The following is a 25325-nucleotide window of genomic DNA, read 5'->3' on the forward strand; positions in this document are numbered from 1 at the left end:
TTCTATTGAAACCTGAAAAAAATCAAAGGATTGAGGTGGAAGTAGATACCGCTGTATCCTATAGAATTTACCCTAACACAGATTCTACATCAACAGATCCCGGTTATTCCTTGGATTTTGATGATTATTCCAGAATGCAGGAATACAGAATAAGGCAACAATATTGGAGAGACAGATCCAGAGGTCTAGATGGTGAAAGTGCAGTTGGAGGTAGGGGGCTTATTCCTCCCATTACCATGAGCCCAACCTTTGACAGGTTATTTGGTGGCAGTGAAATTACAATTGTACCTACTGGAAATGTCAATCTGGATTTTGGAGGTATTTTTAGAAGGATTGACAATCCTTCCATACCCATTCGACAACAGAAAACAGGAAATTTCAATTTCAACCAGCAAATCCAAATGAGTGTCAATGGGATGCTTGGACAAAAAGTACGAATTGGTGCAAATTTCGACAGTAATAACTCTTTTGATTTTGAAAATCAGCTAAAGGTAGAATACGGTGGATTTGAAGAAGACATTCTTAAATCAATAGAGATAGGAAATGTTAGCATGCCTGTACAAAACAGCTTAATTCAGGGGGCTCAAAATCTATTTGGGGTTAAAACTCAAATGCAATTTGGGAATTTATTCATGACCACTGTAGCATCCACCCAACGTGGGCGAAGGGATGAGATTATCATTGAAGGTGGAAATCAAGGCAGACCTTTTGAAGTGAGGGCATCAAATTACGATGAAAATCGACACTTTTTTTAGGGCACTTTTTTCGAAATAATTATGAAAACTGGTTGAGAGGACTGCCTCAAGTATTGTCAGGTGTTCAAATCACTCGTCTGGAGGTTTACATTCTTAATAGGGCTAACAATACAGAAACGCTTCGGAATTTCGCCGCTTTTATGGATTTAGGAGAAGGTCAAAGAATATACAAACCTTCTAACCCTAATATTGGAACAGGAAATCCGCAATCCCCGGCTTCTAATGCTGCCAATGAGCTATTCACCAATCTAAAGGGAAATCCTTCATTTAGAAATTTTGAAACGGCAGCAACAGCTATTAGCAATGACCTGGGACTGGAAAGAGGGCTTGATTTTGAGCAGATCAATGGAGCAAGAAAACTTGCCGAAAATGAATATACCTTTGATCGACAGTTAGGTTATTTTAGCCTTTCAAGAAAACTTCAAAACGATGAAGTCGTGGCCGTCTCCTATGAATACACCTATAATGGACAAAGTTATAAAGTTGGAGAACTCTCTGAAGATTACCAAAACCTATCAGAAGACAATGTCATCTTCTTGAAAATGCTAAGGCCGGCAAGAATCAATACGGCAATCCCTACTTGGGATTTGATGATGAAAAACATTTACAACCTCAATGCCAATCAGATTCAACAAGATGGGTTTCAACTACAAATTATTTATAGGGACGACCGAACAGGTTTGGATAACCCTAGCCTACTTGAAGGACAGAATGTTAAAGATATCCCGTTGATAAGGCTACTGAATCTGGACAATTTAAACCCTCAAAATGACCCTCAACCTGATGGGAATTTTGACTATGTCAATGGCCTCACCATCAAGCCTGAACAGGGATTAGTAATCTTTCCGGTGATTGAGCCCTTTGGTAATACGTTAGAAGAGTATTTTACCCCTGCCGAAGTAAATCTCAGCGATAAATATGTCTACGACACCCTCTATAGAACCACACAAGCAGATGCAGAGTTAGTAACTAGTTTAAACAAGTACTATTTAAAAGGAAGTTTCACTTCAGGATCAGCTTCAGAAATCATGCTACCCGGTCTAAATATTAGTGAAGGATCAGTGATCATTACTGCCGGAAATATACCCCTTACCGAAGGGGTAGACTATACAGTAGACTATAATATTGGCAGGGTGGTAATTATCAATGAAGGCATCCTTCAATCAGGAAAAAATATTAGTGTAAGTTTTGAGAAAGCTGATTTGGTCTCCTTTCAAACAAGAAGTCTGCTGGGTACTCGATTAGACTATATGGTCAACGAAAATTTCAATATTGGAGGTACATTCCTTTACCTGAATGAAAGACCCAACATATCTAGAATTGCTACAGGGAATGAAACTTTAAGAAACAGCCTTTGGGGTTTGGATGTGAATTACAATGATGAATCTTTGTTTCTCACCAAGCTTGCTGATGCCCTCCCCTTTACAGAAACCAAAGAGAAATCAATGATTCAGTTTAGCGGAGAATTTGCCCACTTAATTCCCGGTACATCCAATCAAGTAGATGGAGAAGGCGCTTCTTATATTGATGATTTCGAAACAGCCATTATCCCTTTTAACCTAGGTTCAAGCCCACAAAACTGGAAATTGTCGGCCACACCGGCAACTGCTGAAAATAAGTTTGACCTAAGTCAACTAACAGAAGACAGGTTAGGAAATGCCTATAAGAGGGCTCGCCTATCTTGGTATACGATAGACAATGTATTTTACAGATCTTCAGGTAGTGATGTTCCCGGCAACATAACCAACGATGACAGAAGAAATCATTATGTTAGACGGGTACTCCCTCAGGAGATTTTCCAAGGCAGGTACAGGGATTACCTTATTACCAATGAACCTCTATTTGATTTGGCCTATTTCCCACACGAACGGGGGATGTATAATTTTAACCCTAACCTAACCAATGAAGGTTTCTTGCCAAACCCACGAGAAAATTTTGGTGGAGTAACAAGAGCAATCACCTCCGAGGTGGATTTTGACAGAACGAATATAGAGTATATTGAGTTTTGGTTAATGGATCCCTTTATTTCCGGAGAAAATGGTCGGGTATTGGATGGTGTTTTCAATGAAAACAATACTACCGGGGGAAAAGTAATTTTTAATCTCGGTGAAATTTCAGAAGATGTCATAGTTGACGGCAGGCATGCCTTCGAAAATGGTCTTCCGGCGGATGGTTCAGAAACCAGTACCTCAAGCAATGAATGGGGTAAAGTTACTACCCAACAATTTTTAACTCCTGCTTTTGACAATTCTGCTGAAGCAAGAGAAAACCAAGATGTTGGTCTTAATGGACTAAGCAGTGAAGAGGAAGTTGAGTTTTATGGTGCTCGATTTATTAATCGACTCAATGTAAACCAGCAAGCCTTACAGAACATTCAAGCTGATCCTGCAGCAGATGACTTTCAATATTACCTGGACCCTGAATTTGATAACAATAACATTAAAATTCTGGAAAGGTATAAAAATTACAATGGGCTGGAAGGAAACACGCCTATCACCTCCAACAGCAACCTTTCCTACAGCCCCTCAGGATCAAATTTACCCGATAACGAAGATCTCAACAATGATAATACAATTAATGAAGTAGAAAGTTATTATGAGTATGAACTGGATCTTCGTCCTTCAAACCTGCAAGTCGGGGAGAACAATATTGTAGACAAAGTATCCACAGTAGAAAATGGCGAAGAGGTTAACTGGTACCTGTTCCGTATTCCTATTCGACAGCCTGATGCCACGTATGGAAATATTTCCGGATTCAAATCCATTCGATTTATGAGAACCTACCTTACTGACTTCCAACAGCCGGTTGTCCTTAGAATGGCCCAATTTAGATTGGTAGGAAGTCAATGGAGGGTATTTCAAGAATCCTTATTTGAGAAAGGATTTTCAGAGATACCCGAACCAGATAACTCTAATCTAACGGTAGGTGTAGTAAATATCGAAGAAAATGGGCAAGGCAGTGAAACGCAAAGCCCCTACGTCTTGCCTCCGGGAATCAATCGAGATAGAGACAATACTTCCACTGTTGAGCGACAATTGAACGAACAATCACTAAGATTGTGTGTAGACAACCTACAAAGTAGAGACTCTAGGGCAGTTTACAAGAATGTAAGTCAAGACCTTGTACAGTATGGCCGCTTAAAAATGTTTTTGCATGCAGACAGTCAGGATGCGCAAGATGGTGAACTGTCCGCTTTTTTAAGATTGGGAACAGATTATACAGACAACTATTATGAAATAGAAGTTCCACTAAATATAACCCCGGCAGGAACGAGAGATCCTGATCAGATTTGGCCTTCAGCGAATGAAATTGACGTAGCCCTGGATGAGATCGTGGGCGTAAAAGCAGAAAGAGACAATAACCAACAACCCCAAAACTTACCTTACTCCGTGATGATTCGGCAATATAAGGTGACAGTAGTCGGAAGGCCGGAATTGAATTTTATTCAAGGGATGATGATTGGAATCCGAAACCCCGCCACAGGAGGAGCAAGTAAATCCCTTTGCCTTTGGGCCAATGAATTAAGGGTTACAGATTTCAATAAATCATCAGGATGGGCCGCAAACGCAAGGCTTAATGCACAAATTGCAGATGTAGCTACCATTTCTTCTTCGATTAGACACAATTCTTTTGGCTTTGGAGGTCTTGAAACCCGGCTTTCAGAAAGAGCAAGGGAATCTACCACACAGTACGATATTTCGGCCAATGTCAATGTAGATAAAATTTTACCAAAAAGCCTAGGGGTGAGCATTCCGCTTTATGCAAGTGTAGAAAACTCTTCTACAAAGCCGGAGTTTGATCCCCTTAATCCGGATGTTCCTTTTGAAATTGCTCTTCAAAAGTTCTCATCCAATGCAGAAAAGCAGGAATACCGAAACTTAGTAGTAGATCAATCCAAACGACGTAATTTCAGTTTGAATAATGTACGGAAATTAAAAAATCCTGAAAAGGAAACCAATCGCATCTATGCCTTAGAAAATTTCTCTTTTTCATATGCTTTTGGTTCAGTAACCCAAAGCAATATTCAACTGGAAAGTTATATTTATGAAACTACCAGAGGAAGTATCGCCTACAACTACCAACCCGACCCACTGATTATCACTCCTTTTAGAAATTGGGGGATTTTTAATAGCAAGTACTTCCAGTTATTCAAAGATTTTAATTTGAATTTTGCTCCTAGCCTTGTATCAGCAAGAATGGATATTGACAGGAGCTTTATGCGTACGCAAAATAGGAACGATCAACTGACTACTACAGGTGTGGATCCTCTCTTCCAAAAAAGTTTTTATATGAATCGCTTTTATAGTCTGAATTGGGACCTTACCGAAAACCTATCTTTTGACCTCAGTTCAAGTGTAAATGCAATTGTGGACGAACCGGAAGGGGATCTGGATACTGATGCAAAAATTGATTCTTTACGAAACAATATTAAAAAACTTGGTAGAACCACGAATTATAACCAACAAGCGGTAATCAATTATAAGGTTCCATTGGAAAAAATACCTTTGACAGACTGGATAAGTGCAGATTTCCGATATGAGGCTACCTACTCTTGGATGACAGGTGCCATAGGCCAAAAAGATACCCTAGGAAATGTCATTCAAAACTCCAGAAACCAATCTATTTCCGGGAAATTAGATTTGGTGCAGTTGTACAACAAAAGTAAAAGACTTAACGCCCTCAATGCCCCTAAAAGACCTAGTATTCCGGGAAGACCCGGAGCAAATGCGGAAGCTTCAGAAGACGAGGAAAAAGAAAAAGTGTACGCTACAGACGGCTTTGGTGCCAACTTATTGCGATTCATGATGATGTTAAAAGATGTAAACTTTAGTTATCAAGTTACTCAAGGGACCTATTTACCGGGGTATATGCCAAACTCCGGGCTTTTGGGTATGGACAGAAGTTTTATCAACCCGGGCGTAGGATTCCTACTTGGTGGTCAAAGTAGCAATATAAGGTATGAGATGGCCAATAGAGGAGCCTTGGCGGCAAGTACATCCCTTACACAGGCATTTAGTCAGAACGAAACAAGAAACCTCCAGATTACTACTTTGGTGGAACCTATAAAAGACTTTAAAGTAACCTTGGAGTTTAAAAAACGAGAAAATGGTAGTTATAGTGAGATATTTAGGAGAAATGGTCCGGGTGAAAATGATTTTGCATCCATTAATCCAAACCGGGTTGGCAGTTACGAAATAAGTTACAATATCCTTAAAACAGTATTTGATAAATCGGATAGTGATAACAATTCCCCACTTTTTTCAAATTTTGAAGCCTACAGAAACATCATACAATCAAGACTTGAAACAACAAACCCCGGCGGTACATACAATATTAATGGACAGGATGTTTTGATTCCGGCGTTTCTAGCGGCCTATTCAGGTCAGGCTGCAACAGATGTAGCACTTAATCCATTCCCGCAGATTCCGTTGCCAAATTGGAGGGTTGAATACAGGGGCCTCGCAAGACTTCCTGCATTGAATGAATATTTTTCCTCAATAAATTTGACTCATAATTACAACTCTACTTATACCGTAAGTAATTTCTCGAATGCGCTAATCTACCAAGAAGGCCTTGAGCTGTACAATACCTTACAACAACTCCCAATGGCCAGCATCACTGATGAATTTGGTGCTTATATTCCAATTTTGATACTTAATCAAGTAGTGATTTCAGAAAGGTTTGCACCATTAATAGGGGTAGACTTACTTACCAAAGACAGAATGAACATCAGTTTTGAGTACAATACAGAAAGAAATATTGGCTTAAATTTTTCCAATGCTCAAATTACAGAGCAGAACAGCCAGGACTTCCGTTTTGATTTGGGATATACCAAAGCCGGTGTAAAGGTGCCTTTCAAAATTCAAGGCAGACAAGAAGTTTTAAACAATGACCTAACCATTCGAATTTCCACAAGAATTGTAGACACAAACACAGTCCAACGGAAAATAGAAGGCGAGCATACCCTTACCAACGGTAATTTAAATGTACAAATAAGCCCTAGCATAGGATATGTGGTCAACCAAAAACTTAATATTCAATTCTATTTTGATCGCACCATAAACGATCCAAAAGTTTCAACTGCCTTCAAAACAAGTTCAACTTCATTTGGTGGACAATTAACATTTAATTTAAGCCAATAATTTTTTGTACTATGTATAAACATTGTATTTTTGAACAGTAAAAATAACTAGCATGAAATTTCCAGAAGATTTAAAATACACCAAAGACCATGAATGGGTCAAAATAGAGGGAGAAACAGCTACTATAGGTATAACTGACTTTGCTCAAAAAGAATTGGGAGACATTGTTTTTATTGAGGTAGAAACAGTGGGTGAGACCTTGGATTCAGGTGAGGTGTTTGGGACAGTTGAAGCTGTAAAAACTGTTTCAGATTTGTTCATGCCTTTAAATGGTGAGATCCTAGAGTTAAATAGTCTTCTGGAAGATTCACCTGAGCTAGTAAATGAAGATCCTTATGGAGAAGGATGGATGATCAAAGTGAAATGGGATCAAAGCTCCGAAGATGATTTAATGTCACCTGAAGCGTACCGAAATCTTATAGGCCAATAACAGATTTTGAAGAAAAAGTCATTCTTGCCCTTTTATGGTCTTCTGGCATGACATATGCTCTATTTAGCCCGAGTAATAAAGTGCCGAACATTCCTAAGTTTTATGGATCAGATAAAGTGATCCATTTAGGCATGTTCATAGGCATGGCTTTTCTATGGGACCGAGTAATTCGCCAAAGAATAGACAAAAAGAGCGAGGTAGGTAATAAAATTTACACTAAATATTTAGTTTTGTGGATTTTTATTGCTATATTGACAGAGTATTTACAAAGATTGGTACCGGGAAGGTCATTTGACTATTTTGATATTATGACGAATATCATAGGCGTAATTATAGGTACAGGTATTTTTATTTATTTCAATAAGAGGGGTAGCATCCTTGTATAAATAAAAATTATTTGTTATGATTGTTAATTGGAATTATTAAACTGAATCAACAAAAATTAAAAAAGAGTTATAACCATGGAAGCCAAAAAACACCAAAAGCTGACTTAACCAAGAAAACAGGAATGTTCCTAAATCTTGGTCTAATGATCAGTGTTGGTCTGGTCCTTTTTGCCTTTGAGTATAAATCATATGATGATGGTGTACTTCAAGACTTTGGACCGATCGATGATGACTTTGAGGAATTATTAGATATTCCGATTACGGAACAACCACCTCCACCACCGCCGCCAGTAGAGCAGCCGGAGATTAAGGAGATTCCTGATGAAGTTGAAATCGAAGAGAAAATTGAAGTAAACTTTGATGTTGACGTTCAAGAAGAAACTGTAATCAAGGAAGTGGTTATTGAAGAAGCTCCTGTAGTAGAGAAAGCAGAAGAGATCTTTGATGTTGTGGAAAACATGCCAACTCCTCCGGGGGAATGGAAGGTTGGAACAAATATTTGTCCAAAAACCTTAAATACCCAACCCAAGCGAGAAGAATGGGCATCGAAGGTACTGTGTACGTAGTATTTGTTGTAAACACTGATGGTTCAATCCAAGACGTTGGCATCCTTCGTGGAGTTGGCGGTGGATGTGATGAAGAAGCCGTTAGAGTTGTAAAAAATGCTCCAGCATGGGAACCGGGAAGACAAAGAGGTCGACCTGTAAGGGTAAAAATGAGATTACCTATTCGATTTAAATTGAGCTAATTGCAAATTTAAGTGAAACATAGATGAATTAAAAAGTGCCTTGGATGAAAATTCAAGGCACTTTTTAATTGTAAATATTTGAATCATGAATAAAAATGTATTTGGCGAACCCTTAATCCCTTGTTGCCTCTCACCAATGACAGGATTCTACCGAACCGGATATTGTGAAACAGACCAAATGGACACGGCCATGCATACCGTATGTGCGGTGATGACCGCAGAATTCTTGGCATTTAGCCTCTCAAAAGGCAATGACTTAACCACACCTAGACCTGAGTTTAACTTCTTTGGGCTCAAACCCGGGGACAAGTGGTGCCTATGCTTGACTAGGTGGTTAGAAGCTTACCAAGTAAATAAAGCCCCAAAAGTAATATTGGAAGCTACCCATGAAAAAACTCTTGATCTAATTTCTCTCGATGAATTGGTAAAATTTGCTGTAAAAAGTTAATCCAGGAAAAAAAAACATTAACCACATCAAAAACTACTTTGCCCGATACTCAACAAGGCCCTAAAAGCCCTGAACTTTTTATGATCTCATAGTGATCAAAAGCCAATTCCGGGAGAAAAGAAATAGAAAACCAACTGACTTCTTGGCTATCTGAACCTTCCTTGGCTTTTTCCATTTGAATTGCATCAATTTCAAAAACAAAAGCTGCACTTACTGTCCAGCCTCTAGGATCCCTTCCTTTTTCGCCAAAAACCCCTATTAATGTACCCTCGCTTAGCTGAAGACCTGTTTCTTCCTCCAACTCTCTTATACATGCATCATAGGGCAATTCTTCCTTTTCCACAAATCCACCCGGAAGAGCCCATTTATTTTCAAATGGTGGATTTTTCCTTTTGATTAATAAAACCTTGTCCAAGGCTTTACAATGAACAACTGCATCTGCTGTGAATGCAGGCCGGGGATAATCATAGGTAAAAGACATACTATCATTAAATTAAACCAAAATTTCAATTTTACTTACTTGTAAATCTCCAGAGGAGAAAAGAAAAATAGAATCAAAAGCTATTCCTAACTATTCAGGATCTCAATAAAATTGGAAAAGCAGTTCCAAAATCAAAAGCTTCCACCCTGAAAAACAAAATAGCAAATCTAAAAATATACATAAAAAGGTAGACTCCTCCCCTAACAAGTAGCTTTGAATGATTTCCAACCCTCTGTAAACCGGATAAGGTAATAAATCTACTATTACCATATCCGGTTTAAGTTTAAAAAACAGCTATTAATTTAATGCTCCAACAGCGATTTCATGACCCTCCTTGTAAACTTGCTTTATGAGGACCTCATTTTCTTGGATCGCAAAAACTACCCAGTCCTTATTTACTGCTTTCTCTCCAAGCATGTATTTTAAGGGCAATATAGAAGCTTTCTTCCAAGCTTCAGACAAGGACAAAAGCTTGCTTTCAAGCAGGTAGTTGATGTTCTCCAACAAGTCTTTTCCGGCTCCTGCCAGTAAGCCATTTGCTCCTTTCATGGACAATCTTCCACTTTCTTCCAAAACTACCTTGCCTCCAATAGGCGACTCATATTCTCCGGGTGCCATGCCGGCAAAACAAGTTGCATCACTTACAAGGAGACATTCATCCCCTTTGGCCCGAAACGCAACCTTTAGAAATGAGGGAGGTAAATGAAATCCATCTGCAATCAAGCTTGCAGTAATACCTTCCTGAGACATAAGCTCCCATATGATATTGGGATGCCTTTGCAGGTTTAAAGGCACTCCATTTCCCAAATGGGTTGCTAGCGTAACGCCAGCATCTTTGGCCTTCTGAATTTGATCTCCTATAGCCAGAGAATGACCAATAGAGACCTTTATTCCTCGTTCTTTACAAGTTCGGATAAACTCCTCACTTCCTTCTAACTCTGGAGCAAGTGTGATTAATGAAATGGGCTTTACAGAAATTCCCTGTACTTGGTCTAAAAAAGCTACAGAAGGTTTTCTTGTAAATTCTTCCGGGTGTGCCCCTTTGGCTCCGGGTTCACAGGATATAAAAGGCCCCTCAAGGTGAATTCCTGCCACACATGCCTTCACAATGGGATAACTATCACAAGCCTTATTGATTGTTCTTACCAGTTCTAAAATGGCCTCAAAGCTATTGGTTACAATGGTAGGATAGAAAGTAGTTACTCCCTTAGAAAGCAAGTATGTAGTAGCTTCAAGAATTTCTTCAGGCTTAGTTACCGTGGTGTTGAAATCAACCCCTTTGATTCCATTAATTTGAATATCTACCAATCCCTCACCAATATATTGATCTACTTCAAAATCATTAGGCAATTGTACGCGCGTATTTTCTATATTATGGACTAAAACAGGTCTATAGCTGATTACGTCAATGCCAATTAGATTGGCTGTTTTATCTACCTGTTGGATTGGAAATGGATCAGAATCCTGATCCAAATAAAGGCTGCACTGTTCAGATTTTCTAAGAATAGTCCCGGGACATTGAGTAGATATTTGACCAAATAAAGTTTGATAGACAGCAGCTTTTTTGGCAGCTCCAGGCACTACACAAAAGAGGTGATCGGCATTAATCAACGTAGGAATTGTCAAAGTCAAGGCCGTTTCCGGAACTTCGCTAAGTTTTGCAAAACAACCGTCATTAACCTGCTGTTGTCTGCAAGGCGTTTCAAGCACTACTTCTTTTACCGTTTGAGGATCCTCAAAATCAGCTACTGAAGGATCATTGAATGCAATGTGCCCATTTTCACCAATGCCCAGGCAAACAATATCTATAGGAGCTTCATTTAGCAAGGTCGAATACCGCGAAACTTCCGCTTGTGGGTTGGCTTCACCATCTAGTAAATGGACCTTCTTAAAAGGCACCAAATCAAATAAATGCCTTCTTAGAAAATTAGAAAAAAGAGCGGGAGAATCTTTAGACAAACCAATATATTCGTCCATATGAAAAGCAATAATCCGCTCCCATGGAATTGTTTTACTGGAAGCCAAATAGTTTAACATCTCGCTTTGGGAAGGGGCTGCAGCAAATATTATTCTTAAGCATTCTTTCTCCTTTAAGAGCGTTGTAATTTTATTCTCTACAGCTCTGCCTGCTGCAATTCCCATTTCGTTACGAGATTGATATATATTTAAATTCATATTGATTGTTTATTCTTTTTCTATAGACTTAAGCAACTTGGCAATTTTAGCAACATTTCTGTTGGTTTCAAAAAAGCCTATCACAATGTAGGTAATGGTTGAGCTAATTAAAGGCAAACTAATTTCTAGGGCTAAACTTAAGCCATCCATATTTTTTGTAATTATGAAAGCAATTAAACCGGCTATAATTGATCCAATAGCAGCCATGGGACCACTTCTTTTGAATAAAGGGAGTAGCCCAAAAAGCATCGGAATGGCAATAGGTCCTACCAAAGCGCCAAACCAAGATATTATCAATCCTAATACCCCACCAAAATATTCATATTGAAATGCGATGATTATCGTAAGCAATGTAAAAACAAAAGTCGTCAACCTCGCCACGTATAGGGAGGATTTCCCCTTCTCTATTTTAGTACTAATGTTGGGTAAAATATCTCTAGTGATAACCGCCGAAATGGTATTGATGTCTGAGGAAGTCATGGACATGGTATTGGCAAATAAAGAAGCTATTACCAGCCCCACCAAACCTGAAGGGAGCAATAAGAGGGTTAGCTCTCCATAGGATTTACTTGGATCAGCCAAATCAGGTAATAAGATTGGTGCTGCCCACATTGGGAAAAATAATATCAACGGCCAAATAAGGTACAATATGCCCGATAAACGTGCTGCTTTGGTGGCAGCTTTTTCAGTTGGAGAAGATATATACCGTGTGGCTAAGTTCCACTGTCCACCATTATATGCTAAGAAATTTATCAACAAGAAAGCCAAAGCAAAACCTACACCGTAAGGCTCATTAAAAAATTGGCTGTGTTGGGGAGGAAGTTGTTCCCAAATTGTAAAAACCCCTTCTATTCCTCCCAAATGTTGCAAAACCACTACAAACATTACCAATCCGGCAAGTAACTGAACGATGAATTGAGCGAAATCTGTAATGACTACTGCCCATAAGCCCCCAAATGTAATGTACAAAAGCGAAATACCTCCTGAGATAAGTACGCCTACAGGAAGGCTAACTCCTGTGAAAACATTGAGTAATAGAGCGATTGCTGCCCATTTTGCTCCTACATCAAAAAGCTTTAATAGTACCCCACTCCAAGCCATCACCTGTTGTGTCCACAAATTGTATCGTTTTTCCAAAAACTCGAGTGGAGATTGGATTTGGTATTTCTTCCTAAGCCTTACCCAATAAACAGGAAATAAATGGGCGCTAATCAAAACGGCTATCCCAATCGTCAAAGCCCACCAACTGTAAATAGAAAACCCATGTGTATAAGCCAAGGCGGCATAAGCGACAAAAACAGCTCCGGAGTACCCTGAGACGTGATGCGAAATTCCAGAAAGCCACCAAGGTAAATTTCCGCCGGCAACAAAATAATCTTCAGCATCGTCGTTTCTGAAATAAGCATAAACCCCAATGACGATCATAAGCAGGAAAAACAAACCTATGACTATCAGGTCTAATTCATTCAATTTCATTTTAATATATTCTTTAATAATTCAAGAGACAGACAATCCCTTTGATAAATGTTTAATTAAATATGCAGGCATAATAAGCTTGCAAACAGGCCAACTTGAACTATACCTATTTCAATTAATAGCCAAAGTCCTTAAAGACCATTCAGGTTAAGTTATAAAGTTTTACCAGAAAGCAAGTTCAATCCGCTAATTCCCTCTTCGAATTCAGCTCGAATAAGTTATATTCAAGTTGGGCCAAAAAAGAAATAAATCAACCCTACTTTATAGAAATAAAATTGAACCCGGATTATGCAATAGAATTCGTGATGAGTGTTGCAATTGCAAGAAAATCAGGCTGTTTGGAAATTTTAGCATAGCAGGGCTATGGTGAAATTGAAAACAGCAACGAAGTGACTGATTTTGAAGCGATTTCAGCACGTAATAGATTGTCAATTGCATATTTCGGGTTGAATTAAAGTTTAGACCAATACTGATATTTCTCTTCTTCCATGGCCTTGTTGCCCAAGTGAACAGCTGTTGCTGTAGCTCTGCCTTGGTTTACATCACAAAATGGTTGGCGACCCTCCCTAATACAACCCACAAAATCCATCAATGCATAAGAGGTAGGATCTAAATCTTTCCCATCTTTACTTTCGAAGTTAATTGGCTGGGCATCATCACCGGATCCGTTTTTAATTGTTGCTCCTGAGACTCCATCTACAGTACCTAATTCCAGTTTCTTGGGTTCAGCATAGATAAAGGCTTTGTTCCTTAAAATCTCCACAGTGCCCTCAGTACCTAAAATATTCATTGAATAGCCTTTGTATGCATTTGTCAAAATGGAACTGACATTAGAAATGATACCTTTTGAATAATAATAGGTCGCACGGACATGGTCGAAGTTTTCTCTACCATCTTTCCAATAGTCCAATGATCCCATTCCTGTAACTTTTTCAGGAGAAGTTCCCACAAACCAATTGACGATATCTATTTGGTGTGCACACAACTCCGTCATCAACCCACCTGAATATTCTTTATACATTCTCCAATTGATATGTCTTTCCAATGAAGGGTCATTTACCGGTCTTCTCCAGTCTTGATTGCTATGGTACTGACATTCAAATTGGGTCACTTGACCGCACCAACCTTTATCAATTATTTCTTTTACTTTATGGTAGAGGGCGTAATACCTGTATTGATGTCCCACCTGCAATATGGTAGAGGACCCGTTCACTTTATCCGCTAATTGATTAGCTTCATCAATTGAATAGGTGATGGTTTTCTCTACATAAATATGTTTCCCTGCATCAATGGCATCCATTGCCATTGGAAAATGCAAAAACAAGGGAGTAGCAATAATTACTGCCTCTATATCGGATTGGTCAAGCAATTCTCTATAATCGGCGTATCCTTTTGCCCGCTTATCTGCATGGGCCAGGCCTTTGTCAAGATTTGCCTTAATTGTATCACAACATGCTACAAGGGAAATCATTGGTAAATTTTTCATTAAAGAAGCCAACCCCACTCCCCTACTTCCACAACCAATCAGCCCAACCTTAAGAGGGGTTTTCTCGGATTTACCATAAGAAAAAGGAGACAATGCAGAAAGACTAAGGCTTGAAGCAGCCATGGCACTGGTTAATATAAATTTTCTTCGCGTGTTCATTCTTTATCAATAATATCGTTAACGTTACCGAATTAAAAATTAAAGAAACGAATTTTTTTAAAAAATCTAAATATCATCAAGTTTTTCATTCAATAACAACCCTGAGAAAGGCTTTTTTAGAGATTTTCCCGAAAATAGGATCAACTTTAAGCCGATTATTTTTAAAATTTGATTCTATACTTTAACTTAAAGGGTTATAAAAAGAGGCTTTACTTCCTTTAATTCATTAGGAATATTTGGTTCTTACACTTTAAACAAAATGCATTTCGTAAAATAACATATCTATATTCAATTTAAGACAACAGAACTCATTGAAACACACCATATTCATGAAGTATTAAATTAATTTAAAACCAAAATGCTTCTGTACAAAAATTTTGTCATTCAACTAATTACGATTAAAACAACTAGAATAATTAAAAATATAATTATACTTCCTACAATTGAATCTGTTAAATCAGCAGAATGAATTCACTCTGATGTAAAGGTTTGTATTTCATTATTTGCCAAAAATCAATTGATATTATGGTTAACTATACGAAGCTATTTCAAAATTATAGTCGTAAAACGAATTATTCTTTTAATTTTGGAGGTCAATTCAATCAATTACGAATAAGGTCATTAGAATCTTTACTTCATTTAATAGAATATAATTACCTAAAGTAGGACATATTAGGATGGAATGCATATGAAAAAACAAAATAGCCAAACGGGAGTAAAAGAAATAGCCAAACGAGGAAATGTATCCATTGCCACAGTAGACCGAGTAATTCACAATAGACCAGGGGTTTCTGCAAAGACCAAAGCAAAAATTGAAGCGATCATCAAAGAACTGAATTATCAACCCAACGTATTAGCCAGCCGGTTATCTTCCGGAAAAGTTTTTCATTTTGCAGTGCTTATACCAAAATCCTCTGTGTACTCAGATTTCTGGGAGGCACCTTTAAAAGGTATAATGAAAGCCGACTCAGAAATCAAACAATATGGAATCACTATAGAGAATTTTCTTTTCGACCTGACAAAGAAAGATTCATTTATTCAGGCAACTGAAGAAATTAAAGAAAAAATATTGATGGCGTACTAATGTCTCCTTCTTTTGTCAAAGAAGCAGATGATTTCTTCCTTTATTGCCAAGCCAATAATATTCCGGTAGTATGTATAGATAGTAATATTGAAGCACAAGGAAGTCTATCTTATATAGGTCCTCCATTATTTGAAAGTGGATATTTGGGAGGCAGCCTATGTAAATTGGGGCTTTCGGACAACCCCAAAATATTAATCGTCAACATCGCCAAACAAAAGAAAAGTTTTAATTTAGAACAAATTGAAGCAGGTTTTAAAAAGTTTTTCGCCAGCCCTCCAAACGAGGCGACTTGTGTAAATCTAAATATCCAAGACATTGATCAGGAATCTGTAGAATTACACCTACAAAAAGCTTTTTACAAAACCCGGACATCGAAGCAATATTCGTCACCAACTCAAGAGTTTTTGCAGTTGCGGAATACCTTAAAAGAAAGGCTTAACTGACCTCATGCTAGTAGGCTATGATTTCCTCAAAGAAAACCAAAAGCACTTACAACAAGGCACTATAAACTTTTTAATTTGCCATAAACCTGAAGAGCAAGGGTACAAAGGAATTATGAGCTTGTACCATTCTTTGGCTTTAAATCTACCGGTGGAAAAAATCTATTACATGCCAATTGACATTGTTACCAAGGAAAACCAAAAATTTTACAGATAGAATGCAAAGGAAGCCAAAAATGGCTTCCTTTTTTGTTTCATGTAAAATAATCCTTAACAAATAGCGGTATAACACCTGTTGCTAACAATACCCGCATTTCATACTATTTCGTGTAGGCACCTGAAGAGTAGGTCAATTCGTAACTGTGGGTATATATTTCAAAGACAATTCCAAAAGGATCTTCCACATAACACATTTTGAAAGGTTTCTCATTCGGATAATATTCTCTAATCGGCATTCTTTGCTTTCCTCCATACGACAAAATTTTCTCAATTAGTGTCTCAATATTGGGATCTTGAATGCAAAAATGAAAAAGACCGGTATTAAAAGGATTAAACTCCGGTGCTTCTTTGACTCCTTGAGGAAAAGAAAACAGCTCAACACCAATACCATCAGAAGTTGACAGGTGAGCAATCTCAAATTCTTCCCAGTTCTCTCCAAAAACGTCAATGCACATCTGCCCAATAGCAGTATCCTTCTCTTTTTTCACTGTTGAAGGTTCCATTATCACATACCAACCCATTACCTCTGTATAAAACTTTACAGCTTCTTTAATGTCCGGTACAGTAATTCCTATGTGTGAAAATGATTTTGGATAATCTTTATTTGTAGTCATAGCTTTATATTTATTCTACAAAATTGGTATATATTTACCCAAATAACAACAACTTACAAAAAGGTATCATACTTACCAAAAGGAGTATTATGCAGATATTCAATTAATTAAATTGATAAATGGGAGAAAATAATTACTGTCCACTCAATTATACCATGGACTTAATAGGAACAAAATGGAAACCTTTGGTTTTATTTCACCTTTTAGGCGGGCCTTTAAGATCCGGAATCCTACAAAAAAATGTGCCGGGCATTTCAAATAAAATGTTTACCCAAACTGTGAGAGCCCTCGAAAAAGATGGGCTTATCGCTAGGAGAGTTTATCCGGAAGTTCCCCCAAAAGTAGAGTACTATTTAACAAAAAGAGGAAAATCCCTTGAGGGTATTTTAAGAAGTCTTGATAAATGGGGCTTAGAAGATGCCAAAGCGAATTGAAAGAAATGGTAAGGAGGTTACTTTTATATGGTTAACACTCCTCAACCAAAACTATCAACTTTGTTAAGCCCGAGGGATCAATTTAAAATTTAATCAGGGCAAAATTATTCATCTGATACACCGTCAATACAGTCATTGCAGACAAGCCTACTTTTACTTGAGGCAATAAATCCTCCTTTTGTACCCCCTAGAGGACATGGATTGACCACATATATAGATTCCTACACCCATTTCAGCAAGTGATTCAATCAATTCTTTATTAGGGTTTTCTACCTTATATTTTTCTTTATAAGTAGCAGAAGACAAAGCATCTTTCGTAGACCCTCCGTGAAGGACAAAGGCTAAATGAATATTTTCAGGCGGAACCCCGGATCGAACATGCATATTGTAGTAACGATGCAAACTTGAAATGATCGAATTTTGGATGCTAGGATCGGTTTGTTTCTTGGCTACATCAAAAATCGCTTTAAATTGCTGTGTAGTATCCAAGGGAAAATCAGTATTTTCTATCGAATAAACCGGCCCGAAATCATCAAAAACGGGTCCTGTTGATGATTTAACACCTTGTCCAAAGGAAGGTGAAACCTGCAAGGCAAATATTATTAATAAACACAAAAGGGCTGATTTAAGTATTTTTTTCATAAGAGTAAATTAAGTATAAAGTTCAGGTAATGGTGGTTACAACACCTTTGATTGTTAAAGTTTCAACGCTGTATTTCAACCCAAATATTACATTTGGTTGATTTAGGTTAAGTGAATTTGATAAAAAATCAGATAATTTAAAGACTGAAAATTAACCTCTCTGGTAAATTTTATCTTTTCATCCAATAAAAAAGTCTAATTCGTAATTATTCAAATAGCAAATCGAGGGTTTATTGAATGAGTAGGCTAAAAGTAAAAAAAATATTAATGCAAAATCAGCCTAAGACTTAATTAAAAAGTTTAGAGGTATCCCTAACCTAGATCAATTACCTCTACACCCAAATTCTATTAACAGAATTCATAAGGTTTTTATCCGAAATACATATTGAAATCACTTCAATACCAAGTTCCTCGTTACTATTTCCCAGCAATGGAATGAAGTTGCGTGTAACAGGAGATTTCATCAAACGAACCGCTTTCAAAATCTCCTGTAAGTGACTAATTCCTAAATAGGGTAAATTAACTCCTGTCTATGCCAAGTTTCACAATTGGACAAGTAGAACTATTCTGTGATGGGCACCAGAATCAACGATTTTAAATCCATTAAGGCACCTTGTTCAAACTCCTTACCTGCTGCCACAATAATATTATTATAATCTTCTTCAAGGGACAGTTTTCCCACCTTTATTTTTTGAAAGTTTCCCAAGATCCTGAAGGCTTAACCTGACCTTGAAGGGTTTGAGTCCCGGAAGTAATTATAAATGGCTTACCTGCTTCCTCGTCGGATACAGACCATTCCATCCATACTTCATAGGCACCTTTCTTTGGAAGATCCAAGTCCCACTCTACTCTATCCTTAGCTGTAAACCAACCAAATGCATTCCACTCAGGCATGTATTGGATATCAGGACCTATACCTTTTGCTTTCTCAGCCGGCAGATGTACCGTTTCATTTACTGCAACTCTGGTAATTCCCGGGATATTTAGGCTTCCCTTCATTTCTTCTCGCTTTTCATTCACATACTTGGCCACTGTTCCAACAGGAGCAATCCAAACACCATTGGCGGGGTCATTTGCATATTCACAAAGCTTTCTTAACATGCTCAAATAGGTGGTTTGATTACCTTCAGTTCCATTTTCATGACCGGCAAGCACCAACCATTTCCTGTCTTTTCCGGCAGCTTCAATAAGTGGTAATATTTCTTCAAAGGTCATATTGTCCATTTCCATTCCTGTAAGTTGAGCCATATCAGCATAATATGGGTCAACCGGAGCTTCATCTTTCCAACCTCTTCCTGAAAGAAACATCTCAGAAATTAATGGAACGTAACTCTGTGTTTCCTCTCCCTTACCTACAAATGACAAACCACATGGATAAGCAAAAACCTCCGGTCTCACTCCTAACAATCGCTCTACTTCATCATTTGTATCCATCAATTCTTTTCGCATGCGGTTTAAGGTATAATCTTCCAATGCCTCACTTCTGGACCAACCGAAATTCCCAGTACAGGGATGATTCAAAGTGTGGTTACCAATCTCATGGCCTGTCTCCACTACCATTTTCCAACCCTCAATATTCCGTTCCATACTTGCAGGCACCACATAGAATGTAGCTTTCACCCCGTACTCATTCAATAGCGTTGCTCCCGGATCGGGGTTGCTCGCTCGGGCATCATCAAAACTTAAACTGATGGCCATTTTTTTCCCTTCCGGCCAAGGAAAGTCCGGGTTTTGCGCGTTTGCACTTAATACACCTAGAAATAATACCACTATTAATGTGCTTACTGAAAATATTGACTTCATCTCAGGATAGGTTTATTATTTACTTTTCATTTCACTTTCCAAATAAGACAATACTGTCTCACCAAATCTAGTTGCTGCATTGGGAACAAAAGGAGAAACAGTAGGTTCATAACCTTTGTATTCCCACTCTTCTTCGGTCAGCATATATCCCAACCAACCATTGGTATAACCATAATAGAAGGTATAAGGAAAAGGAGATCGCTCTCTTACTTCATTTGAAATTTCACAAAACAGTTCCAAAGGACTGGCCCAAATGCCAATTTTATCATTTATATTAAGGAATCGAACGGGTACTTTGATGATCTTCGCTGTTCCTTTTTCATCTACAATATACTCATTTAAAGCTTCAGGCCATTTTAATCCCTCCTTCATAGGTGTCAAAAAATCCATCTCTGAAGCAGAAAAGGAAACCTGATCTTCATAGTTAAGAATTTCCTTACTTGCCATAATGATCTTATCTCCCAATAGCCTCCTCAGCATATTCATCCTACCAGACCTTGCATCAGGGTAAACACTGTAGATAGGTGCGAGATTACCGGCAGCCCCGTTGATAAACAACATCGGAGCACCGGATTTTTCTTCCACATATTTCGCAACTACACCTGGACCATCGCCACTAATGAGTAAATTTTGTCCTCCCAAGACTGTCCCATGAATCGCATAATTAGCCACTGTAGCCATTAAACGATGGTCTTCCTTGTGGACTATTTTTAGAATGCCAATTCTTCGGTCTACAGCCCCATCAGGGTTCATCCCCAAAAAGGCAACATCATCAATGTCCCTGGCCCTTCTGTTGATATTGGCAGAAGAATGCCCCCAGCCAACTCCAAGACTTGCCGGAGCCAGTTGCTGAATCCCTTTTTCAATACCATCCAATAATTTATCTATCACCAAGCCAGTATAATTGGTATCTATTGGATGTTGATACCGCTCTCCCATAAACGCTTCTGGGAGCCCTGGAGCACCTACTTCAGGTGCTGAATGGGTATGGGTAACCGACCACCAAAAATTACTGCGTGCTATACCAAACTTCTTCTCAACCAATTTTGCCACCTTATCATAGGTTGCAGGTGAGAGTACACAGATATCTGTGGAGACTAGTGCAAATTTGGAATCACCATCATCTAATATTAAAATTTGATGGTAAATACTATCCAGAATCCCTTCTGATAGCCTGGCCCCATAGCCCAATAATTGTTTAGGAACTTTCGGTGTAATATTTTCTTTGACCACAGCGGCTTTAAAATCTCCGGCAGAAGAGATAATGTCAACTTGCGCCAAAGCGATACGCAAAGCTTTTGGAGTAGCCCCAAAACCATTGAGCTGAAAGCCTGCAACAGCCAATATAAACAGCATTAATGGTTTAACTATTAATCGTTTCATTTTCTTGGGTTAATTGATATATTTTAAAGAAGTTTTCTTGTATTTTTTATTCTGACTTTCGGATATAGGCCAATAAATCAGCCATCTCCTGAAGAGAAATACTCTGTTCAAGACCAGTTGGCATGGCAGACATTTCGACTAATTTCAATGTTTTAATATTGGCTCTGGAAATGCTCTTGTCTATTCCACCAGCATTGCGAAGATTAATAGCAGTAGGTGTCTCAGAGGAAATAAGTCCTTGGTGAAGTTCTCCATTTTGCAACTCCACCTCCCAAAGATCATAGCCATCTGCTATGGATAAATTAGGGTTCAAGATATCACTCATGATACTTGCTGCACGTCTGTTTTTCAAAGAAGACAAATCAGGACCAAAAGCAATTCCCTGATCCTCTCCCATCTGGTGGCAGATGGCACAGTTTTTCTGAAAAACTGTAGCTCCAGCTTGAATGGTACCACTTAGCTCCAAAGCAGGTTGATAGGTGGCAATGATTTTTTCACTTTCTCCTTCAGGCCGGGTCAAAATGGCCCTGGCTCTTAATCGAAGGGTTTCATCTTTGTTCGCCATTAAACCTACACTTCTTCTCCAGCCAATGGTTGCTTTTTGTATAACTCCATCTTCAAGTGCTCCCAACAAAACTGCAATCCTTTCCCCATTCATCATCATCGCGCTAATGGCTGCATCTCTTAATTCAGGCGTAAAGCTATCCCAACGATCGAGTACCAATTGAGAAAATGAATTGCCTTGCGACTTGCTTAATGTTCTAAAAGCTGCCAATTGTACAGGTAAAGGCTCAACAACATCCACCAAGCCTACAAGCATGTCTTCGTAATCCGCATTATTGCCCAAAGCCAAAAACCGAATCCCCATACTTCTTTCTTCTCCAGTCAATGTTTTGTTCAATGCTATTTCTTTTGCTTTTGATAAGACCTGAGCTTTACCCTTTACATTGCCCAAACCTATCCCCTCTAAAACTTGAATTGCAGCTCCTTTTACTTCTATTGAGGGATGTTCAAAAACTGTTGTTGCCAATAAACCAGCGCTTGTCCCATGTGAACCAGCCTGTTTTTTACTTTTGATTCCCTGTGCCAAGCCCCGCAAAAGAGCTGGCTGCCAGTCGTATTTATTTTGGGTGTTTTTTCTCGTGGCTCTTTGTACCATGGTATAAATGGCTTGCTCATCCATGCTGGCACCAACCATTGAAGCCATTCTCTGTACCAGACCATTGTAGGCTGGTGTAGCGGTGTACTGGTCCAATACTGGATTGATAAGTTTACTACTCTCTGAAAAAGGTGCTGAAAGGGCTGCCAATTGCACCCATTTGTCCTCAATATCTTTGAATAAAAGTGCTTTTCGCACCTGAAAAGCACTTTCACTTTCAATGTACCCTAGGGTTTGCATCAACTGAAACCGAACTTTAGGATCAGGATCGTTTTCTAAGGCCAGCAAATTTTCAGCAAACTCAGGAGATTGAGCCAAGAAAAGCTCAGCCAATTTCACAGCATTTTCCCGAATACCTGCCACTGGGTCTTTTAAAGAACTTGCTACAGTTTCTTTGTCCAATGCTCCGATTCCCTGCAAAGTCCATAAAGCATGAAGTCGCCCCATTGGGCTTTCTCCAGAAATCACCAAATCCTTTAATTGAGGAATCAGGCTCTCAGGACGCTGATCCACGATAAGCCTTTGGGCATTCATCCTCCACCAAGCATTTTTATGAGACAATTTACTAAGTAATTCTTCAGGTGAAGCTTTATCCATTGTCAATTTATCTGACCAATCTATTGTGGAAGTCCCCTTAGGTGTAATGCGGTAAATCCTCCCTTGGTCTGTTCCATTGTACAAAGCACCAGACTGAACCACCTCTTCAGCCATCCATTCAGGATGTTCTATGATCTGACGGTAATAATCCAAGATATACAAAGCTCCATCCGGGCCAACATAAGCATTAACAGGTCGAAACCAAGCATCTGTAGAAGCCAAAAACTCTTTGTCAGGATGCTCTCGAGAGGCAATAAAACCTGTCCCATCCTCCTTGACAAAATCCACATGTACCAAATTGCTTACCGGCTCTGACACAAAGGTTGACTGATTGTACCGCTCAGGAAAAGCTCCTCCCAAGTAGGCCGTCAATCCGCAGGCAGAAGTCATTACACCCAGGTCCGTCAACAACTGATGTTGGGGATTGATGGTAATCGGAAAAACTTCAGCACCACTGCCATGATCTGAGGATGACTGAGTGACTCCCGTAATCACCAAGTGTGGATTCCTATCTAAGTATTCAGCAGAAAGCACTTCCTGAATAATGTGGTTGCTATTGTTCACTAGAAACCTGTGACCATAGGCATCGGCCGTGTGACCAAACTGTGTTCTACTACTTAGCAACTCTAAGTCATAGGTAGCAGGTTTGAATCGGATACTTCTCCCTCCGGCATTTTGCGGCAATCTGTTGAGTTCTGGCTTTTCTGGATAATACACATCGGTACCTTTATCCCCAAGTAGGTCCTCATAAATGGTAGTAGTAACCGCAGGCTCATGCCCCAAATAGATCCAGTTATCCAGTGCCAATTTAGGACTGTTAACATTGTGCTGAGGATTAGAAAGCGCAAACCCTGTTAAAAGGGTTTGCTTGATATCTGCTTTACCATCTCCATTGCTGTCTTCCAGATAATAAACGTTGGGTGGATCTGTTACGATAACACCTTTTTCCAGCGCATGATCCCGGTAGGCACCACCAGATTATCTGCAAAAATGACACTTTCATCCATTACCCCGTCACCATCAGTATCTGACAAGCGTTTCACTTTCCCAGACCCACTGAGGTCCAATGGATAACCATGCATTTCAACCACGAACATTCTACCCTGCTCATCTATTACCATGTCCACCGGGTCAGCTACTAGAGGCTCCCCTGCAATAAGTTCGATCTGAAAGTCGTCCTCTAGGACAAAAGTAGCCAATGCATTTTCCAAAGATCTATCCTGGGATTCAGCTTTTGGCTGGCATGCGGAAAGAACCTGCAAAAACACAATTATTAAAGAAATTGAAGAGGATTGATAAAACAAACCTATTGTGTGAGAGAAGCAGGAATTCTTGTTTAGCATAGTGAAATTCAAAATAAGCCTTTATAACAAACCGATCAACCCTGTAATTTCAGGCAATGTTTTATTGTTCAGGTTACCTCTACCTCAAAATCATTCACTTCATTTATTTGCACCAAATGAAATTAAACAACATTAGTAGGAAGTAATCGGAAAAATTACCAATAAAAAAAGGTGATTTCAATAAATATATCAAACAATATACTAGATACAAATTAATTTTTTATAAGTGGAATTTCTTTCTATCCAATTCCCTCCATAAGTAACATGCTGTAAACCTTCCAAAACAAAATTCTTTACTATACAGACACCTTATGCCCATTTTGTGTAATCGAAAAAAAGAATTTTAATGGCGCTCTTTGACTATTAAATACAATTGAAGACCTGAAGGGGATAATACTTTACTTACATAGATTTTGACATAAGTTTTTTTACTACTTTCTCAGTTTTATCTAGGGTTTCATTGATATCTTTTTCAGTGTGAGCAAAGGAAATGCTACCTTGTTTGATAGGCAAAGGGAAATTATACACACCTTCATGAATGAGTTCATTTCTATAAGCTTTATCCCACTCAAAATCATGGTTCAACAAAATGTCATGGAAATCTACTGGAGCATGGTCCATAAAGTAAACACAATAAGCCGATTTTATGCGTGAAACAATAAAAGGCTTGTCATACCGATTAAAAATATCCATCAAGCCTTTTTCCAATAACCCCCATGTTTTCCAGATGGTCATAAACCGCAAATTCCGGTGAAGACAATTTTTTCAAAGTAGCAATAGCAGCAGCATCTGTAAATGGATGGGCATTAAAAGTCCCCGCGATCAATACTCTCTTCCCCTTCTCAGGGTGGTTAAAATAATCCATGAACTTCTTCTTTCCTCCAATCACACCTATTGGGTAACCATTGGCCACGGCCTTA

18 protein-coding genes and 3 pseudogenes are annotated in these 25325 nt (G+C 38.7%); 9 read left to right on the top strand and 12 right to left on the bottom strand.

From position 1 onward, the window contains the following. The first annotated feature begins 35 nt into the window (after positions 1–35). The 5 genes and pseudogenes from sov (at position 36) to WG932_RS12730 (ending at position 8910) form a co-directional block, all read left to right on the top strand. Positions 36–6898 (top strand): annotated as a pseudogene (sov, locus tag WG932_RS12710) (T9SS outer membrane translocon Sov/SprA). A gap of 52 nt (positions 6899–6950) precedes the next feature. After that, a complete protein-coding gene (gcvH, locus tag WG932_RS12715) occupies positions 6951–7328 on the top strand; it encodes a glycine cleavage system protein GcvH (protein ID WP_149392577.1) in 378 nt (125 codons plus the stop codon). 47 nt (positions 7329–7375) lie between these two features. Continuing rightward, positions 7376–7714, top strand: a complete 339-nt coding sequence (locus WG932_RS12720) for a VanZ family protein (protein WP_014018537.1) — start codon at positions 7376–7378, stop codon at positions 7712–7714. Positions 7715–7836: 122 nt separating this feature from the next. After that, positions 7837–8462 (top strand): annotated as a pseudogene (locus tag WG932_RS12725) (energy transducer TonB). A gap of 85 nt (positions 8463–8547) precedes the next feature. Further along, positions 8548–8910: a DUF2237 family protein gene (locus tag WG932_RS12730; RefSeq protein WP_014018539.1), complete on the top strand. Its 363-nt coding sequence runs from the start codon at positions 8548–8550 to the stop codon at positions 8908–8910. Positions 8911–8959: 49 nt separating this feature from the next. Here the strand turns inward: WG932_RS12730 and WG932_RS12735 are convergent, their stop codons facing one another. The 4 genes from WG932_RS12735 to WG932_RS12750 form a co-directional block, all read right to left on the bottom strand. Next, the gene (locus WG932_RS12735; protein ID WP_483088201.1) at positions 8960–9391 is read right to left on the bottom strand and encodes an NUDIX domain-containing protein; all 432 of its coding nucleotides are present in this window, start codon (positions 9389–9391) and stop codon (positions 8960–8962) included. A 297-nt stretch (positions 9392–9688) separates the two neighbouring features. Then, complete coding sequence (locus WG932_RS12740) at positions 9689–11566, bottom strand: 6-phosphogluconolactonase (protein WP_483088202.1); 1878 nt, start codon at positions 11564–11566, stop codon at positions 9689–9691. Between the two features lie 9 nt (positions 11567–11575). Further along, positions 11576–13042, bottom strand: coding sequence for a sodium:solute symporter family protein (locus WG932_RS12745; RefSeq protein WP_014018542.1), 1467 nt, complete (start codon positions 13040–13042; stop codon positions 11576–11578). A 451-nt stretch (positions 13043–13493) separates the two neighbouring features. Continuing rightward, entirely contained in the window at positions 13494–14687 is a 1194-nt protein-coding gene (locus WG932_RS12750; RefSeq protein ID WP_483088203.1) for a Gfo/Idh/MocA family protein, read from the bottom strand. A gap of 688 nt (positions 14688–15375) precedes the next feature. On the opposite strand from WG932_RS12750, the gene WG932_RS12755 reads away from it, so the two are divergent. The 3 genes from WG932_RS12755 to WG932_RS12765 are packed head-to-tail and all read left to right on the top strand — an operon-like array spanning position 15376 to position 16428. Then, positions 15376–15771 carry a LacI family DNA-binding transcriptional regulator gene (locus tag WG932_RS12755; RefSeq protein ID WP_483088204.1) on the top strand — a complete coding sequence of 132 codons (396 nt, stop codon included), beginning with the start codon at positions 15376–15378 and terminating at the stop codon, positions 15769–15771. Next, complete coding sequence (locus WG932_RS12760; protein ID WP_483088205.1) at positions 15771–16214, top strand: substrate-binding domain-containing protein; 444 nt, start codon at positions 15771–15773, stop codon at positions 16212–16214. Before WG932_RS12755 ends, WG932_RS12760 begins: the two co-directional genes overlap by 1 nt. Positions 16215–16218: 4 nt before the next feature. Further along, the gene (locus tag WG932_RS12765) at positions 16219–16428 is read left to right on the top strand and encodes a hypothetical protein (protein ID WP_483088206.1); all 210 of its coding nucleotides are present in this window, start codon (positions 16219–16221) and stop codon (positions 16426–16428) included. A 103-nt stretch (positions 16429–16531) separates the two neighbouring features. Here the strand turns inward: WG932_RS12765 and WG932_RS12770 are convergent, their stop codons facing one another. Further along, positions 16532–17044 carry a lactoylglutathione lyase family protein gene (locus WG932_RS12770; protein ID WP_014018547.1) on the bottom strand — a complete coding sequence of 171 codons (513 nt, stop codon included), beginning with the start codon at positions 17042–17044 and terminating at the stop codon, positions 16532–16534. Positions 17045–17163: 119 nt separating this feature from the next. Between WG932_RS12770 and WG932_RS12775 the strand changes: the two genes are divergently transcribed. After that, complete coding sequence (locus WG932_RS12775; RefSeq protein WP_014018548.1) at positions 17164–17478, top strand: winged helix-turn-helix transcriptional regulator; 315 nt, start codon at positions 17164–17166, stop codon at positions 17476–17478. Between the two features lie 153 nt (positions 17479–17631). On the opposite strand, the gene WG932_RS12780 is transcribed toward WG932_RS12775, so the two are convergent. The 7 genes and pseudogenes from WG932_RS12780 to WG932_RS12810 all read right to left on the bottom strand — a co-directional run bounded on the left by WG932_RS12780 (position 17632) and on the right by WG932_RS12810 (position 25318). After that, positions 17632–18120, bottom strand: a complete 489-nt coding sequence (locus tag WG932_RS12780) for a DsrE family protein (protein WP_483088207.1) — start codon at positions 18118–18120, stop codon at positions 17632–17634. A gap of 684 nt (positions 18121–18804) precedes the next feature. After that, complete coding sequence (locus WG932_RS12785) at positions 18805–19923, bottom strand: polysaccharide deacetylase family protein (protein WP_483088208.1); 1119 nt, start codon at positions 19921–19923, stop codon at positions 18805–18807. 15 nt (positions 19924–19938) lie between these two features. Beyond that, a complete protein-coding gene (locus WG932_RS12790) occupies positions 19939–21306 on the bottom strand; it encodes a neutral/alkaline non-lysosomal ceramidase N-terminal domain-containing protein (protein ID WP_483088209.1) in 1368 nt (455 codons plus the stop codon). Between the two features lie 46 nt (positions 21307–21352). Next, positions 21353–23176 carry a c-type cytochrome gene (locus tag WG932_RS12795; protein WP_483088635.1) on the bottom strand — a complete coding sequence of 608 codons (1824 nt, stop codon included), beginning with the start codon at positions 23174–23176 and terminating at the stop codon, positions 21353–21355. Then, a pseudogene (locus WG932_RS12800) lies at positions 23156–24405 on the bottom strand (PVC-type heme-binding CxxCH protein); the annotation flags it as partial. The gene WG932_RS12795 and the pseudogene WG932_RS12800, both read right to left, overlap by 21 nt. 402 nt (positions 24406–24807) lie before the next feature. Continuing rightward, positions 24808–25140 (bottom strand): hypothetical protein, encoded by a 333-nt coding sequence (locus tag WG932_RS12805; protein ID WP_483088210.1) that lies wholly within the window; start codon positions 25138–25140, stop codon positions 24808–24810. Then, positions 25085–25318, bottom strand: coding sequence for a hypothetical protein (locus tag WG932_RS12810; protein ID WP_483088211.1), 234 nt, complete (start codon positions 25316–25318; stop codon positions 25085–25087). Before WG932_RS12810 ends, WG932_RS12805 begins: the two co-directional genes overlap by 56 nt. Positions 25319–25325: the final 7 nt, after the last annotated feature.

It is taken from the genome of Cyclobacterium sp. SOCE241, assembly GCF_056867545.1.